The organism is Pseudoalteromonas sp. SG43-5 (genome assembly GCF_014164345.1).
Lineage (GTDB): Bacteria > Pseudomonadota > Gammaproteobacteria > Enterobacterales > Alteromonadaceae > Pseudoalteromonas > Pseudoalteromonas distincta.
This window is the reverse complement of the sequence record NZ_JACJFA010000018.1, coordinates 76,352-91,880: the sequence shown is the minus strand read 5'-3', so window position 1 is coordinate 91,880 and position 15,529 is coordinate 76,352. Positions and strand designations below refer to the sequence as shown.

Here is a 15,529-nt window from a genome sequence, read left to right as displayed (position 1 = left end):
CTGAGTTGTTCGTGCCTCGCTATGCGTTGCTGTTTCCCGTCTCAGTGGGGTCGCATTATAGGGAGATCCGAAAACAGATCAACCCTTTTTTGAAGAAAACTTGAAATAATGTGCTGTTCGCTGAGTATTTGAGCTAAACGCTCAAAAACACAACTAAACCTCCTGTATTGAGGGGTTTAAAGAGCTATTTAAAGTCAAAGTTATGGTAACTAGTGATCAGTAGAGACATATTTGGATCATCAATGCTGAAAAAGCCAACCAATAAGTTAAGAGTCGTGTTACTAAAATCATTTGAAATAGTCAAAAGCTGAGATTTAAATTCATTGGGCTATATTTTTATTTGAGAAGTGAGTTTACTAAGGCCCCAATGGTTAGCTTTACTATGAGGTTCTTAGTACCGGTATATAGATAAGAGAGCGACCCCATATATCTTCTGAGCAGCTCTAATCACTAAAAACTTCGTTAGGGATTGCTTAATGGTAGTTAAATTCGAAGTGCTATTATTAATAATTGTAAATCACTATATAAAGTGAAAATACTCTTTAACTAAAACCGGATAGGCTATTTTGGATGAATGGTAAGTAAAGGTAACTAGGCTAAGTTATTAAAACAGCAGTCGAAACAACCTATCGATTCAGAATCTATGAGTCGATGCACATAATAGAAGGTAATTACTGGTTCATATAGTTTGACAAATTTTAGGCAAGAAAAAGCCGAGCATAAGCTCGGCTTTTAGGTTTCTTTAAGACTTACTCTGCAGACTGTGCGTCTTCTTGAACTGCTTCGCTAGTCGCTGGGCGACCAACTAGTTCAATATAAGCCATTGGTGCATTATCACCAGTACGGAAGCCACACTTAAGAATACGAGTGTAACCACCTGGACGATCCGCGTTACGTGGACCGATTTCACTGAATAATTTACCAACAACTTCATTATCACGCGTGCGAGCAAACGCTAAACGGCGATTTGCTACACTGTCAGTCTTAGCCAGTGTGATTAAAGGTTCAATTACACGACGTAACTCTTTCGCTTTTGGCAAAGTAGTTTTGATGATTTCATGTTTCACCAAAGAACCTGCCATATTGCTAAACATCGCTTTACGATGGCTACTGTTACGGTTTAATTGACGACCACTCTTACGATGGCGCATGACCCTATCCTTCTAACTAAACTAATATAGTGATTTAGATTATTCAGCTAAGCTTGCAGGTGGCCAATTTTCTAGGCGCATACCTAGAGAAAGTCCACGTGAAGCTAGCACGTCTTTAATTTCAGTTAGAGACTTCTTACCTAGATTAGGCGTTTTAAGAAGCTCAACTTCAGTGCGCTGAACTAAATCACCGATATATTGAATTTGCTCGGCTTTCAAACAATTTGCTGAGCGTACTGTTAATTCAAGATCATCAACTGGACGAAGTAGAATAGGATCGAATTCTGGCTTCTCTTCTTTCTCTTCTGGCTCAGTTACATCACGTAAATCTACGAATGCATCTAATTGCTCAGCTAAGATAGTAGACGCACGGCGGATCGCTTCTTCTGGATCTAAAGTGCCGTTTGTTTCCATATCAATGATTAACTTGTCTAAATCTGTACGTTGCTCAACTCGAGCTGATTCAACCGAGTACGCAATACGTTCAACTGGGCTAAATGATGCATCAAGCAACAATCTACCAATTGGACGCTCATCGTCATCAGAGGATAAACGACTAGATGCCGGCACATAACCACGACCACGTTCAACACGAATACGCATGCTGATCTCGCTGTTATTTGTAGTTAAATTACAAATAACGTGATCTGGATTAGCAATTGTTACATCGCCATCGTGCTGAATATCAGCCGCAGTAACAGGGCCTACACCAGATTTAGTCAGGGTCAGAAAAACTTCATCTTTGCCTTCTAACGTTACTGCTAAACCTTTAAGGTTTAATAGTATTTCAATGATGTCTTCTTGAACGCCTTCTTTCGCGCTGTACTCATGTAATACACCGTCGATTTCAACTTCAGTTACTGCACATCCAGGCATAGATGAAAGTAATATACGGCGTAAAGCATTACCCAGAGTATGGCCAAAGCCACGCTCTAATGGTTCTAAAACTATTTTAGAACGCGTTGGGTTGATAGCGTCGATGTCGACTAACCTTGGTTTTAGAAATTCTGTAACAGAACCCTGCATTTTATCCTCTCTTAACTCTTAACTTTACTTAGAGTAAAGTTCGACGATTAGTTGTTCATTAATGTCCGCAGACAGGTCTGAACGCTCAGGTAGACGCTTAAAGCTGCCTTCCAATTTCTTACCGTCAACTTCAACCCAAGTCGGCTTTTCACGTTGCTCAGCCAACTCTAGAGCAGCGATGATACGTGCTTGCGTCTTAGACTTCTCACGGATTACAACAGTATCTTCTGGAGTAATTACGTATGAAGGAATGTTCACAACACGACCATTAACTAAAATCGCTTTATGGCTTACTAACTGACGTGCTTCTGCACGTGTGCTAGCAAAACCCATGCGATATACAACATTGTCTAAACGTTGCTCTAAAAGCTGTAACAAGTTTTCACCTGTGTTGCCTTTAAGGCGAGCAGCTTCTTTGTAGTAGTTACGGAATTGCTTTTCTAATACACCGTAGATACGACGTACTTTTTGCTTTTCACGTAATTGTAAACCGTAATCAGATAAGCGACCTTTACGAGCGCCGTGCTGACCAGGTGCAGTCTCAAGTTTACACTTAGAGTCGATAGCTCTTACGCCGCTCTTAAGGAACAGGTCAGTACCTTCACGACGACTCAGCTTGAGCTTAGGGCCCAAATATCTTGCCATGTTATTTCTCCTAACCTATTGTTAAACGCGACGTTTCTTCGGTGGACGACAACCATTATGTGGTATTGGCGTCACGTCAGTAATGTTGGTAATACGGTAACCAGCAGCATTCAAAGCACGTACAGCAGATTCACGACCTGGACCTGGACCTTTAATGAAAACTTCTAGATTTTTTAAACCGTATTCTTGAGCAGCAGTACCTGCACGCTCTGCAGCAACCTGAGCAGCAAATGGTGTAGATTTACGTGAACCACGGAAACCTGAACCACCGGCAGTAGCCCATGATAGTGCATTACCTTGACGGTCGGTAATCGTTACAATAGTGTTGTTGAAAGACGCATGAACATGAGCCATACCATCAGCAACTTGTTTTTTAACCTTTTTACGACGAATTGGTGTCTTAGCCATAATACTATCCCCTTATCGCTTAATAGGCTTACGAGGACCCTTACGGGTGCGCGCGTTAGTCTTAGTTCTTTGACCACGTAGTGGTAAAGAGCGACGGTGACGTAGGCCACGATAACAACCAAGGTCCATTAGGCGCTTGATATTTAAAGTAACTTCACGACGAAGATCACCTTCAACAGTGTACTTGCCAACTGCATCACGCAGTACGTCAAGAATTTCGTCTGAAAGTTCACCGATTTTTGTGGTTTCGGCGATACCAGTCGCTTCTAAGATAGCCTTAGAGCGAGTCTTACCTATGCCATAAATAGCTGTTAAACCAATAACTGCATGTTTATGATCAGGGACGTTAATGCCAGCAATACGGGCCACTAACACATCTCCTATATTCGAATTTGGTAATCAAAAGTTTGAAAAGCCCGTAAGGATACTCAAACGAAGACCAAATCACTACTAAAAACACAGGCCGAGAAAACTCAGCCTGCACGACTGTTTACTTAGCCTTGCCTTTGCTTATGCTTAGGCTCACTGCAAATTACGCGTACTACACCAGCACGTTTAATAACTTTACAGTTACGGCATATTTTCTTAACGGAAGCACGTACTTTCATTGCTCAACTCCGTAAACTGACCTTATCGACCGTAGCCTTTAAGGTTCGCTTTTTTCAGCACAGAATCATACTGATGAGACATCAGGTGAGTCTGTACTTGTGCCATAAAGTCCATGATTACTACAACGATAATCAAAACTGATGTACCGCCGAAGTAGAATGGCGTTTGCCACGCCATCGTCATGAATTCAGGCACCAGACAGATAAAGGTTATATACAAAGCACCTGCCAATGTCAGGCGTGTCATCACTTTATCAATGTATTTAGATGTCTGCTCACCTGGACGAATACCTGGGATAAATGCGCCAGATTTCTTAAGGTTATCTGCTGTTTCACGTGGGTTAAAAACCAACGCTGTGTAGAAAAAGCAGAAGAAGATAATAGCCGCAGCTAAAACAAGCGAGTACAACGGTTGACCTGGAGTCAACGTAGTAGCAACAGCTTGTAATACATCAGCGACTGGACCTTCACCTTGGCCGAACCAGCTAGCAATTGTACCAGGGAACAGAATTATACTGCTAGCGAAGATTGGTGGAATAACACCCGCCATATTTACTTTTAGTGGTAAATGCGTGCTTTGGGCAGCAAATACTTGACGACCTTGTTGGCGTTTAGCGTAGTTAACAACAATACGACGTTGTCCACGTTCGAAAAACACTACAAGATAAGTAACAGCGAATACGATTACCGCAACCATCAACAGTACAAAAACATTCAAATCACCTTGGCGCGCCATTTCGACTGTCGAACCAATAGCAGACGGCAAGTTAGCTACAATACCAACAAATATTAGAACAGAGATACCGTTACCGATACCACGCTCTGTTATTTGTTCACCCAACCACATAAGGAACATAGTACCAGTAACTAAACTCACCACTGCGGTGAAATAGAAACCCATACCAGGGTTAACAACTAACCCCTCCATCATGCCCGGTAAGCTAGTAGCAATACCGATTGATTGAATAGTAGCTAGCACAAGCGTGCCATAGCGTGTGTACTGGCTAATTTTTTTACGCCCTTGCTCACCTTCTTTCTTAAGCTCTATAAACGGAGGATACATATGCGTTAATAGTTGCGTAATAATCGAAGCCGAGATATACGGCATAATACCCAGTGCTAACACTGAAGCTCGCTCAAGTGCACCACCACTGAACATGTTGAACATTTCAACAATGGTGCCCTTTTGTTGCTCGAAGAAATCGGCAAGTACAGCGGCGTCAATCCCAGGGATCGGCACAAATGAACCTAGACGGTAAATTATGATAGCACCCAATACGAAGAGTAATCGGCGCTTCAATTCCGAAAGTCCACCTTGTGCACTTTTTGTATCTTGACCTGGTTTAGCCATTAGTACTTCCTTAGTCTTCTACCTTGCCTCCGGCAGCTTCAATAGCTTCGCGAGCACCTTTAGAGGCTTTAAGGCCTTTAACGGTAACAGCGCGTGAAACTTCGCCAGATTTAACAACTTTAACGAAAAGAACGTTCTTTTTAACTAGACCAGCTGCTTGTAACGCGCTTAGGTCTACCACATCGCCTTCAACTTTAGCGATTTCAAAAAGGTTTATTTCTGCAGATACTAAAGATTTGCGAGAAGTAAAACCAAATTTAGGTAGACGACGTTGCATAGGCATTTGACCGCCTTCAAAACCAACGCGTACTTTGCCGCCAGAACGTGATTTTTGACCTTTGTGACCACGACCACCAGTCTTACCTAGACCAGAACCGATACCACGACCAACACGTTTTGGAGCAGTTTTTGAACCTGCAGCAGGTGAAAGTGTATTCAAATGCATCGAATTAACCCTCTACCTTAACCATGTAAGAAACCTTGTTTATCATACCACGTACACATGCTGTGTCTTCTAACTCAACAGTGTGGTTGATACGACGTAAACCAAGACCGCGTAATGTAGCTTTATGTTTCGGTAAACGACCGATAGAGCTTTTTACTTGTGTTACTTTTACAGTTTGATTTGCCATGGTTACCCCAGTATTTCGTCTACGCGAAGGCCACGTTTTGCAGCGATTGACTGTGGAGAATTCATATTCTCAAGAGCCGAAATCGTTGCACGTACTACGTTGATTGGGTTAGTAGAACCGTAACATTTAGAAAGTACGTTCTGAACACCAGTCACTTCTAGTACTGCACGCATAGCACCACCTGCGATGATACCAGTACCTTCAGAGGCTGGTTTCATGAACACTAGTGAGCCAGCATGACGTCCCTTAACAGGATGCTGTAATGTATTGCCATTTAGGTCTACATTGATCATGTTGCGACGTGCTTTTTCCATTGCTTTTTGAATAGCAGCTGGAACTTCACGTGCTTTACCATAACCAAAACCTACTTTACCTGCGCCGTCACCAACTACAGTTAGTGCAGTAAAGCTAAAGATACGACCACCTTTAACTACTTTAGACACACGGTTCACCGCGATTAGCTTTTCAGCTAGATCAGGCTGTTGTTGCTTTGCTTCTACGTTAGCCATAGTCTACTCCTAGAATTGCAAACCGGCTTCACGCGCAGCATCAGCTAGCGCCTTCACACGGCCGTGATATTTAAAGCCACTGCGATCAAAAGCAATCTTTTCGATGCCTTTGTCAGCCGCACGTTCAGCAACCGCTTTGCCAACTGCTTGCGCAGCTTCAACGTTACCGGTGCCTTTAACTGTTTCGCTAATAGCCTTTTCAACAGTAGAAGCAGCAGCCAGTACATTACCCTCAGCATTTACAACTTGAGCGTATATGTGACGTGGCGTGCGGTGGATAACAAGACGCGTTGTGCCTTGTTCAATATAATTTCTACGAGTGCGTTTAGCACGACGTAGACGAGCTGTTTTTTTATCCATCGTCTTACCTTACTTCTTCTTAGCCTCTTTACGGCGTACATTCTCATCTGAATAACGAACACCCTTACCTTTATAAGGCTCAGGTTTACGGTATGCACGAATGTTAGCAGCTGTTTGACCAACTAACTGCTTGTCTACGCCCTTAACTAGAACTTCTGTTTGGCTTGGAGTTTCAATCGTAATTCCTTCAGGAACTGCGAAATTAACTGGGTGTGAGAAGCCAAGAGTTAAATCTAATGTTTTACCCTTCGCTGCAGCACGGTAACCCACGCCTACTAACTGAAGTTTCTTCTCGTAACCTTCATGCGTACCAACAACCATGTTGTTGATTAGAGCGCGAGCAGTACCTGCTTGAGCCCATGCATTAGCTACGCCATCACGAGGTAAAGTAGTAATAACGTTGTCATTTACTTGTACTTCAACAGCGTTGTTGATTGTACGAGTAAGTTCACCGTTTTTGCCTTTAACTGTGATTTCCTGGCCTTTTAATGTAACTTCTACACCGGCAGGAACAGTAATTGGTGCCTTTGCTATGCGAGACATAGTTCCCCTCCGATTAAGCTACAAAACCAATGATTTCACCACCAACACCAGCACTACGTGCTGCGCGGTCTGTCATTAGGCCTTTAGAAGTTGATACGATAGCGATACCAAGACCACCCATTACCTTAGGTAATTGGTCACGTTTCTTATAGATACGTAAACCAGGGCGACTTACACGCTGGATATTTTCAATTACAGCTTTGCCTTCGAAGTACTTCAACTCGATAGAAAGCTCAGGTTTAGTTTCGCCGTTAACAGCGAAATCTACGATATAACCTTCGTCTTTTAGTACTTTAGCTAATGCTACTTTCAGCTTTGAAGTTGGCATCGTTACAGATACTTTCTTCGCTGATTGACCGTTACGAATTCGTGTGAACAAATCCGCGATAGGATCTTGCAAGCTCATAGTCTTACTCCCATGATTCTATTACCAGCTAGCCTTTTTAAGGCCAGGAATTTCACCGCGCATAGCTGCTTCGCGAACTTTAATACGGCTCATGCCGAATTTGCGAAGGAAACCATGTGGGCGGCCCGTAATGTTACAACGATTACGTTGACGTGCAGGGCTAGAATCACGTGGTAAAGCTTGTAGCTTAAGTACCGCGTCCCAACGATCATCTTCAGATGTGTTAACATCACTGATGATAGCTTTTAGTGCAGCGCGCTTTTCAGCGTACTGAGCAACTAGTTTTGTGCGCTTTGCTTCGCGCGCTTTCATAGAATTCTTTGCCATAACCCTACCCTTATTTCTTAAATGGGAAGTTAAACGCTTCTAACAACGCACGGCCTTCCTCATCAGATTTCGCAGAAGTAGTGATAGTAATATCCATACCGCGTACACGGTCTACTTTATCGTAATCGATTTCTGGGAAGATGATTTGTTCACGTACGCCCATGCTGTAGTTGCCACGTCCATCAAAAGACTTTGCACTTACGCCACGGAAGTCACGAATACGTGGGATAGCGATTGATACCAAACGCTCAAAAAAGTCCCACATACGCTCGCCGCGTAGGGTTACTTTACAACCAATCGGGTAGCCTTCACGCACTTTAAAGCCAGCAACAGATTTGCGTGCTTTAGTGATTAAAGGTTTCTGACCAGAGATTGCTGCTAGATCCGCGACTGCGTTATCTAAAATCTTCTTGTCAGCTAGGGCTTCGCCCACGCCCATATTCAATGTGATCTTTTCGATCTGAGGGACTTGCATGACAGAGCTGAAACCAAACTTCTCTTGAAGTTCAGCAACTACTTTGTCTTTATATACTTCATGCAGTTTCGCCATCATTCTACTCCAACTATTAGATAGTTTTACCAGTAGATTTAAAGATACGTAATTTCTTACCATCTTCAATCTTGAAACCTACACGATCAGCTTTACTCGTTTCCGAGTTGAAGATCGCAACGTTTGATGCATCCATAGATGCTTCTTTCTCAACAATGCCGCCAGCTTGGTTCAATTGTGGAACCGGCTTTTGGTGTTTCTTGATCAAGTTTATGCCTTCGACAAAGATTCGACCAGATTCAGTAACAACTGAAAGCACTTTTCCGCGCTTACCTTTGTCTTTACCTGCTAGTACGATTACTTCGTCATCACGACGTATTTTTGCTGCCATGATTGGCTCCTTACAGTACTTCTGGGGCTAGTGAAACGATTTTCATGAACTTATCATTACGAAGTTCGCGAGTCACAGGGCCGAAAATACGTGTACCAATTGGCTGTAAGTTATCATTTAAGATAACAGCAGCGTTGCTGTCAAAACGGATCAGAGAACCATCTGGACGGCGAACACCTTTTCTGGTACGCACAACTACCGCGTTTTTAACATCACCTTTCTTCACTTTACCGCGAGGAATAGCTTCTTTTACAGAAACTTTAATGATGTCGCCAATCGCTGCGTAGCGACGGTGAGAACCACCAAGGACTTTTATACACTGCACTTTGCGAGCGCCGCTGTTATCAGCAACTTCCAGCTGAGTTTGCATTTGGATCATGTTAATGACCTCCGGTGTAGTAATTACAACGTGTCTTAAATTTGTTTAAAATCAAGACATTTCGATTAAATCCCACTCAAAAACAAACGAGTTGTCTCTTAAGGGCGGGCAATTGTACCAGCATTGAGGGGGTAGCGATAGGTTATTTTTTAATTAATTTGGAGTGATGGGAAATTAAAGCTGAGTAATTACGGCTATGTAGCTATTTTACAGGTGGTTACAAAACAAACAAGGCACCTGTAATGTGCCTTGTTTGTTTAAAGTGTAATAAATTAACCAAATAAACCTTTTAATTTATCTTTAATTTTATCTTTTGCTTTGTCTTTGGCTTTTTCTTTTGCCTCATCGACCTTCTGCTTAGCTTCATCTTTGAGCGCATCACCAACATCTAGCTTTATACCTACATCGTGGAAAGGCCCTTTTATACGTAGTGGTATTTTAAAGCCAGTGCTGTCATCGGTAGTTCCCTGACCTTCGATAGATCCAACTATACCTGTAACCAAACGATAGTTGACCGTTGTTTGCGGTAAATCAACGTCGCCTTCACCTGATATTCTAATAAGTGGGCTGATAAGTGATAGGTCGGTATTTTTGCCAACGCCATTAGTAAAGTTAAAACTTCCAGTTAATGCTGAAAAATCTGTTTGCTCAGATTCTTCAAATCCGGTATCAAGCCCTTCAGATGCAGCACCAAAGTTACCTGAAATGAGTTCCTTACCTTTACGAACCATCTCAGCTATATTTGCACCTTTTACAGCTCCATCAGCAAACTCAAATCCAAGCTTTCCATTAAGCGCACCAATAAACGACTTTTGACTTTGGCCAGTTGTGCTTAGGTTCCAATTTAAAGACCCCTTACCCATTAGCTTGTCAAAACCTGCCGCATCCGTTAATAAAGGCTGTGCATCTATTCCAGCTAAGTCAAAGTTAGTTGATATTTTATAAGGTACTTGCTGTGCGTTTACATTGATAACGCCTTTACCTGACCCTTCATAAGCAGAAAAGCTATCTAGGCTTAGTTTTGCAACGCTATTTTTTAAAGTAACAGTAAATTGATTTGCGCCTAATTTAATATCATTTGCTTTTAATCCACTTGAACGAATCACTACATTTGCATCTAGTGAATTTAATGCACTTAAATCAATTTTAGTGTCATCCCATACTATTGGCTCTGCAGGTTTATCTTCTTGCTCTTCTGGCTCTTCTTGTTTTGCCACTGCTTCAGGTAGATACGGGTTTAAGTCAAGCATACCTAAATCAATATCAGCATTTACTGCTAAACGCTTACCTAGGTTAAGCTCGCTCTTACCTTTTATTTCTAATGCGTCTAACGTCGCAACTAAATCTTCTAGATTAAATTTCTCACCTAGTAGGTGCATTTTACCGTTTACACTAAATCCGTTAAATGCATTGTCTTTAGCGTCTAGCTCTACACCTTGCCATTTCGCAATACTTTTAACAGACTCACCGCTTAGTGCTAACTGACCCTTAATATCTTGGCCTTGCTTAGCTATGCTCCCTTCGAACGTTAAATCAACTAAACGAGAATCTAAGGTTTGTTTAACATTAAAAGTAGCACCTTCAATTGCTTTAGCAGGAGTATCTAATTTTATATCAAGATCAAAACGCTCTTGCATATAAGTAATACCCCCTTTTACTTCTAATGTTTTACGAAGTGAAGGAAGTAAAATAGCGAGTTCTAAATCGCTAATTTGTTGTTTGGCACCTGTTTGACCGTCTAGATAAGTAAATGTGCCGCCATAAATAGCAACCTCACCTAACTCAATATCAAAGTTATCTGGAAGCTTTATCGCTTCACCTGATTGGCTCTGCTCTTTTGGTTGCTCTGCAACTGCGTCAAACAACTGCCAATTGGCTTTACCATTTTTGTCGGTTTCTAATAGGATATTTGGTTCGTTTATCACAAACTTATCTAATTTAAACTCACCACCAAATAATGAAAACCAAGGTATGTGTACAGCAAGCTGTTTCATACTCGCCATATCGGCGCGCGAACCTGATTCCATATTTGCAAAATGCACGTCGTTAAGTTCTAACTTTAATGCAGGGAATACGCTAAGTGTTTTATCACCTTTAATAGTAAGAGTGCGCCCAGTTGTTTGTTCTACCTGTTCTGAAACTTTGTTAAAAATAGTATCAGTAGGGATTAAAAACGGTGCGGCAACAATTAGTGCTATACATAGTAAAAGTATTACACCTACAATTTTAAGTAAGGTTTTCATGATCGTCCTTTCAAACGTGCAAATAATGTTCTTATCATAGCGAGTGTTAGCCTTAAAATCATTGTCGTTCTGATAAAAAAGCTTTTTATTAGATATTACATTCCCATCCTGAATCGCCCCTGAAACATTTTGATACCTTTAGGTTACAAATAAATATTGACCCAATGAAACCTTAAGGTTACATTGATACCTACAGGTTACATATTGTAAAAATTTTAAAAGGAAATGAGCTATGTCTAATTAAGATATTAAAAGTGAAGAAAAATTTATGGGCCAAAATGCATGGTTTTCATTATTCATGGGGGTCACTTTATTAATCATTAGTGTTTACCCAATGCTTAATCAAACATCAGCCCCACTATTGTTTTTAGGAACTGCTGCTTTTTTAGGTTCATTCTTTATGTTTGTGATCAGAGGCGGGTTTACATGGAGAATGAAATACCACCTTACATATAAAGATGAGTATTTAAATACCATCGACACTATTGCCTATAAACATGTCGTGCTTGGCTTACTTTTTAGTATGGGTGGCGTGTACTTACTCTCCGATACTCTTGCTTTAGAAGTATCTCACAGCATGATGGCTACATTTTACCTTGCTATAATGAGTTTAATATACGGCGTATCAATTCTTTGGCAAAGCAAAGATTAGGAGCAAAAGTGCAAAATAAAATTGCAAAATACCGCAAAGAAGCAGGCCTTTCTCAACAAGACTTGGCTGATCTAATTGCGGTTTCACGTAAGACTATTAGTACAGTAGAGACGGCACGATTTACCCCTTCGGTAATAATTGCTCTAAAAATAGCAAAGCATTTTAATACCTCAGTTGAAAGTCTCTTTGTACTAGATAAAAATGATTGATACATGTTAAAGCGTTAGTCTCATTCTATTAGCAAAAACACCGATTTAGCTACTTCAATTACAACGTATGGAGGACAGCGCTGTTGTTATTAGCGTAATTGCGCTAAAATAGACCAGCAAAAAAATATATATCTAAACCGGAGATTCTACAAGGCATGAAAAAACTGCTAATTTCACCGTCAAAAATGACGCTAGGCGAACAAGAAAATCAAATCTATCAGAACATTCTGAAGCAATCTTCAGAATTAAGCCTTAACCTTATGGCCGTGAAAGTAGAAAACCACCCTGATGATTTTTTACCTTGGTGTTACGAATTGCTAAGTGCAAGCAGAGATCGTATGAACTACGATTTACTAGAGCCGCAGCAATTACCAGTACTTAAGAAGCTACACGATCAGCTTATTTCAGCTATCAGCTTTTTACAGGTTAAAACTTTACGTATTGCTCCGTGGCCTGTAGTAAGTGTATTTGTAGAACAACACAAAGACGTTATTGCTCTTGATGAACAGCTTCGCTTAGTAGACTACATTAAGAGCATTCGTGAACAATCTCTTAAAGATATGATTCCTGAAGACTTACTTGCGTTTAGCGGTAAGCACATGGCATCACTTGATCCAAGCACATACAACTTTGACGTTGAATGGTTTGCATCAACAAAAAGTGCGAAGAGCTTTCATCAAATGCTTGGCGATTTACCAGGTGCCTTTGACGATGCACTAGTAAATATTCCACTTGAAGGTGACATTACTCAATACGAATATCAACAATTTGTTGCTGCTTATTCAAAAATATTCACCGACAATAATGAAAAACCAACACTTGCGCCTGCAACACGACTGCTTGCAATGCGTCGCCCTGATATATTTACTCCGATCACAAACAATCGATTAGATGCATTATGCGGTGCCCTTGGTGTTTCTAAACTAAAAAATAGTGATTTTGAGCGTTACTGGCAAGATATTGTAAAAGGTATTCAAGCTATGTCATGGTACAAAATGGCTAAACCTAGTAATGAGTTAGAAGCACAATTAGTTGCTATTAAAGCACTAATCCCATGTTTCTTTCACTATGCTGATGCAAAAACACCAGATAACTCTAACTACATCAAACTGTTAAGTAAGCCTAAACGAACTACAACTACGACAGGTAAAACTCAGCGTAGAGGTAAAGAGTCTGCAGAAATTTTAGTAGACCGCGCACTTGCTGCTGACGATATTCCTGAGCACATTCGCAGTAAGCGCGATTCAATTGTGAGTGAAGTTCAAAAAGGTCGTAGTGTAAACGAAACAATTAGCCTTATGCGCACTATATTTGGCTAAAAACTTCTAATTTAGCCGTACTTTTATGGTGCGGCTAGGTTAATTTATGCACCAGCAGTGTGCGCAACATCTTCCTACATACCATCTCTCTTCTCAATCTATAAAATACAAGCTCATGTTTTTAATGTATAAAAATAATTTTTAATAAAAAATAATGAAGCTGGCACATACAGTGCAATTATCTCGTTAGTTAAACAATAAAAAGCCGTCAGCCTAAAGGTTCCGAATACATAATAAAAACCTTGGCGAGCAAAAATCATATAACGGGAAATGGACATGCTAAAACTAAAAAAAACCATCGCTATAAGTGCTATAGCATTAATGGGCGCAACATCTTTAACGTCAACAGCCGTACATGCTGAAGTAACAGCAAATGCAGCGGCAACATCAAACTACTTATGGCGTGGTCAAGAGCAAACTGGGGGCGATGCAGCTATTTCAGGCGGTATTGATTACGCTAATGAATCGGGCTTTTATGCAGGTACTTGGGCTTCAAATGCATCGTGGGCAGATGAAATGACCTATGAGCTTGATTTATATGCAGGCTTTGGTGGCGACATTAACGAAAGCGTTAGCTATGATGTTGGCTATATTTATTACGCTTACCCAGATGCAGCTTCTGAAGCTGACGCAGATTTCTCTGAAATTTACGGTAGCATCAGTGTTGAAGGCTTTACATTTGGTGCTTCAGTACTTGCAACATCAGCTGCAAGTGGTGATGGTACAGACTTTGGTGATTCACTTTACCTGACAGCTGACTACGGTTTTGCTATTGGCAGTAACGGCACTGAAATGGCACTTCACTTAGGCCACTACTCTGGTGACTTTATTGGCGATGATAATATCTTAGATTACGGTGTATCAATTTCGAAAGATGGTTTCACTTTTGGTTTATCTGATACAGATATGGATGACTCAGATATTAAAGCTTACGTTGCTTATTCTGTAGACTTTAATTTATAAGAAAGAATGTGTTACTTGCTGCGACACGAAGGGCCTTTTGGCCCTTTTCTCGTTTTTGAACAAGACCCCTCACACCTGTTAACAAAACGTTACAATTGAATGAAAACAATACATACATTTTCCTTTATTCTATTACCTAGTCACTGGGCATTTATAACTGCCTAGCCATAAAATAGGTATAAAGGAATAATAATGAAATCACCTAACGCGTTTAGCGCCCTACTCGATATTTATATAAGTCCTAGTAAAGCTTTCAATGGTGTTGAACACGCCAAAGGTTGGTCATGGCTTGCTTTTATAGTCATGTCTTTAGTTTCAATGGCGAGTATTTATATTTTTTATTCCACTGTTGATATGCAGTTTTTGATTAATGAGCAAGTAGCAGCATCAACTATTGATGCGACGATTGGCGAGCAAAAAATGATTCGCCAAAGTATAGAGCAAAATGCAGAAGGCCAAATATGGTTTGGTTTGTTTGGCGGCGTAATTGCGCTGGCTATCATGAATGCATTAATGGCACTTTATTATATGCTTGTGGCTAAACAAGATCCTGAATCAGAACATAGCTACGGAGCTTGGTATGGATTCGCTACCTGGACAATGATGCCAGTTGTTATTTCAAGCCTAGGAACAATTGCTCTTGTACTAAGTGCAAGTACAGATCAAATATCTCAACAAGCCGTATATAGCTACGCATCTATTAACCAATTAATAATAGGACTTGAAATTGGCCATCCTTTTTATAGCTTATTAGAATCAATAAACTTATTTAGCTTTTGGAGCATTGCGCTGGGAATGATCGGCTTAAAATGCTGGACTAATTTTTCAACTAACAAAGCACTCCTATTCTCTGCTCTTCCTTCAATTATTATTTTTGGTATTTGGGCAATCATTGCAGCAAGTTAACTCTTAAGTGG

23 protein-coding genes are annotated in these 15,529 nt (G+C 40.7%); 5 read left to right on the top strand and 18 right to left on the bottom strand.

Annotated features, from left to right (window positions below; translation table 11 throughout):
* Positions 1–749 precede the first annotated feature (749 nt).
* The 18 genes from rplQ to H5161_RS16475 form a co-directional block, all read right to left on the bottom strand.
* Positions 750–1,151, bottom strand: a complete 402-nt coding sequence (gene rplQ, locus H5161_RS16560; RefSeq protein ID WP_002959450.1) for a 50S ribosomal protein L17 — start codon at positions 1,149–1,151, stop codon at positions 750–752.
* 39 nt (positions 1,152–1,190) lie between these two features.
* Positions 1,191–2,177: a DNA-directed RNA polymerase subunit alpha gene (locus tag H5161_RS16555; protein ID WP_002959452.1), complete on the bottom strand. Its 987-nt coding sequence runs from the start codon at positions 2,175–2,177 to the stop codon at positions 1,191–1,193.
* 24 nt (positions 2,178–2,201) lie between these two features.
* Positions 2,202–2,822 (bottom strand): 30S ribosomal protein S4, encoded by a 621-nt coding sequence (rpsD, locus tag H5161_RS16550; RefSeq protein ID WP_002959461.1) that lies wholly within the window; start codon positions 2,820–2,822, stop codon positions 2,202–2,204.
* A 21-nt stretch (positions 2,823–2,843) separates the two neighbouring features.
* Entirely contained in the window at positions 2,844–3,230 is a 387-nt protein-coding gene (gene rpsK / locus H5161_RS16545; protein ID WP_002959471.1) for a 30S ribosomal protein S11, read from the bottom strand.
* A gap of 12 nt (positions 3,231–3,242) precedes the next feature.
* Positions 3,243–3,599: a 30S ribosomal protein S13 gene (gene rpsM, locus H5161_RS16540; RefSeq protein ID WP_002959473.1), complete on the bottom strand. Its 357-nt coding sequence runs from the start codon at positions 3,597–3,599 to the stop codon at positions 3,243–3,245.
* A 125-nt stretch (positions 3,600–3,724) separates the two neighbouring features.
* The gene (gene rpmJ / locus H5161_RS16535) at positions 3,725–3,838 is read right to left on the bottom strand and encodes a 50S ribosomal protein L36 (protein WP_002959476.1); all 114 of its coding nucleotides are present in this window, start codon (positions 3,836–3,838) and stop codon (positions 3,725–3,727) included.
* Positions 3,839–3,860: 22 nt separating this feature from the next.
* Positions 3,861–5,189, bottom strand: coding sequence for a preprotein translocase subunit SecY (secY, locus tag H5161_RS16530; protein ID WP_002959478.1), 1,329 nt, complete (start codon positions 5,187–5,189; stop codon positions 3,861–3,863).
* 10 nt (positions 5,190–5,199) lie between these two features.
* Positions 5,200–5,634: a 50S ribosomal protein L15 gene (rplO, locus tag H5161_RS16525; protein WP_002959480.1), complete on the bottom strand. Its 435-nt coding sequence runs from the start codon at positions 5,632–5,634 to the stop codon at positions 5,200–5,202.
* 4 nt (positions 5,635–5,638) lie between these two features.
* Positions 5,639–5,821 carry a 50S ribosomal protein L30 gene (gene rpmD / locus H5161_RS16520; RefSeq protein WP_002959482.1) on the bottom strand — a complete coding sequence of 61 codons (183 nt, stop codon included), beginning with the start codon at positions 5,819–5,821 and terminating at the stop codon, positions 5,639–5,641.
* Positions 5,822–5,823: 2 nt separating this feature from the next.
* On the bottom strand, positions 5,824–6,330 hold the full coding sequence (gene rpsE / locus H5161_RS16515) for a 30S ribosomal protein S5 (protein ID WP_002959485.1): 507 nt from the start codon (positions 6,328–6,330) through the stop codon (positions 5,824–5,826).
* Positions 6,331–6,339: 9 nt separating this feature from the next.
* Positions 6,340–6,690 (bottom strand): 50S ribosomal protein L18, encoded by a 351-nt coding sequence (gene rplR, locus H5161_RS16510; protein ID WP_002959486.1) that lies wholly within the window; start codon positions 6,688–6,690, stop codon positions 6,340–6,342.
* A 9-nt stretch (positions 6,691–6,699) separates the two neighbouring features.
* Complete coding sequence (gene rplF, locus H5161_RS16505) at positions 6,700–7,233, bottom strand: 50S ribosomal protein L6 (RefSeq protein ID WP_002959488.1); 534 nt, start codon at positions 7,231–7,233, stop codon at positions 6,700–6,702.
* Positions 7,234–7,246: 13 nt separating this feature from the next.
* Complete coding sequence (gene rpsH / locus H5161_RS16500; RefSeq protein ID WP_002959491.1) at positions 7,247–7,639, bottom strand: 30S ribosomal protein S8; 393 nt, start codon at positions 7,637–7,639, stop codon at positions 7,247–7,249.
* Between the two features lie 21 nt (positions 7,640–7,660).
* A complete protein-coding gene (rpsN, locus tag H5161_RS16495; RefSeq protein WP_006794245.1) occupies positions 7,661–7,966 on the bottom strand; it encodes a 30S ribosomal protein S14 in 306 nt (101 codons plus the stop codon).
* A 10-nt stretch (positions 7,967–7,976) separates the two neighbouring features.
* Entirely contained in the window at positions 7,977–8,516 is a 540-nt protein-coding gene (gene rplE, locus H5161_RS16490) for a 50S ribosomal protein L5 (protein ID WP_010554915.1), read from the bottom strand.
* Between the two features lie 16 nt (positions 8,517–8,532).
* Positions 8,533–8,847, bottom strand: a complete 315-nt coding sequence (rplX, locus tag H5161_RS16485) for a 50S ribosomal protein L24 (protein ID WP_002959496.1) — start codon at positions 8,845–8,847, stop codon at positions 8,533–8,535.
* 10 nt (positions 8,848–8,857) lie between these two features.
* Positions 8,858–9,226, bottom strand: a complete 369-nt coding sequence (rplN, locus tag H5161_RS16480) for a 50S ribosomal protein L14 (protein WP_002959498.1) — start codon at positions 9,224–9,226, stop codon at positions 8,858–8,860.
* A 272-nt stretch (positions 9,227–9,498) separates the two neighbouring features.
* Positions 9,499–11,469: an AsmA family protein gene (locus H5161_RS16475; protein ID WP_182712844.1), complete on the bottom strand. Its 1,971-nt coding sequence runs from the start codon at positions 11,467–11,469 to the stop codon at positions 9,499–9,501.
* 268 nt (positions 11,470–11,737) lie between these two features.
* Here H5161_RS16475 and H5161_RS16470 point away from each other — a divergent pair, with 268 nt between their 5' ends.
* From H5161_RS16470 to H5161_RS16450, 5 genes are all read left to right on the top strand, one after another.
* Positions 11,738–12,121: a hypothetical protein gene (locus H5161_RS16470; protein WP_259398713.1), complete on the top strand. Its 384-nt coding sequence runs from the start codon at positions 11,738–11,740 to the stop codon at positions 12,119–12,121.
* A gap of 8 nt (positions 12,122–12,129) precedes the next feature.
* On the top strand, positions 12,130–12,330 hold the full coding sequence (locus H5161_RS16465) for a helix-turn-helix transcriptional regulator (RefSeq protein ID WP_002959505.1): 201 nt from the start codon (positions 12,130–12,132) through the stop codon (positions 12,328–12,330).
* Positions 12,331–12,485: 155 nt separating this feature from the next.
* Positions 12,486–13,649 carry a hypothetical protein gene (locus tag H5161_RS16460; RefSeq protein ID WP_182712843.1) on the top strand — a complete coding sequence of 388 codons (1,164 nt, stop codon included), beginning with the start codon at positions 12,486–12,488 and terminating at the stop codon, positions 13,647–13,649.
* Positions 13,650–13,925: 276 nt separating this feature from the next.
* Positions 13,926–14,612, top strand: coding sequence for a TorF family putative porin (locus H5161_RS16455; protein WP_182693254.1), 687 nt, complete (start codon positions 13,926–13,928; stop codon positions 14,610–14,612).
* Positions 14,613–14,804: 192 nt separating this feature from the next.
* Positions 14,805–15,518, top strand: a complete 714-nt coding sequence (locus H5161_RS16450; protein WP_182720094.1) for a YIP1 family protein — start codon at positions 14,805–14,807, stop codon at positions 15,516–15,518.
* Positions 15,519–15,529: the final 11 nt, after the last annotated feature.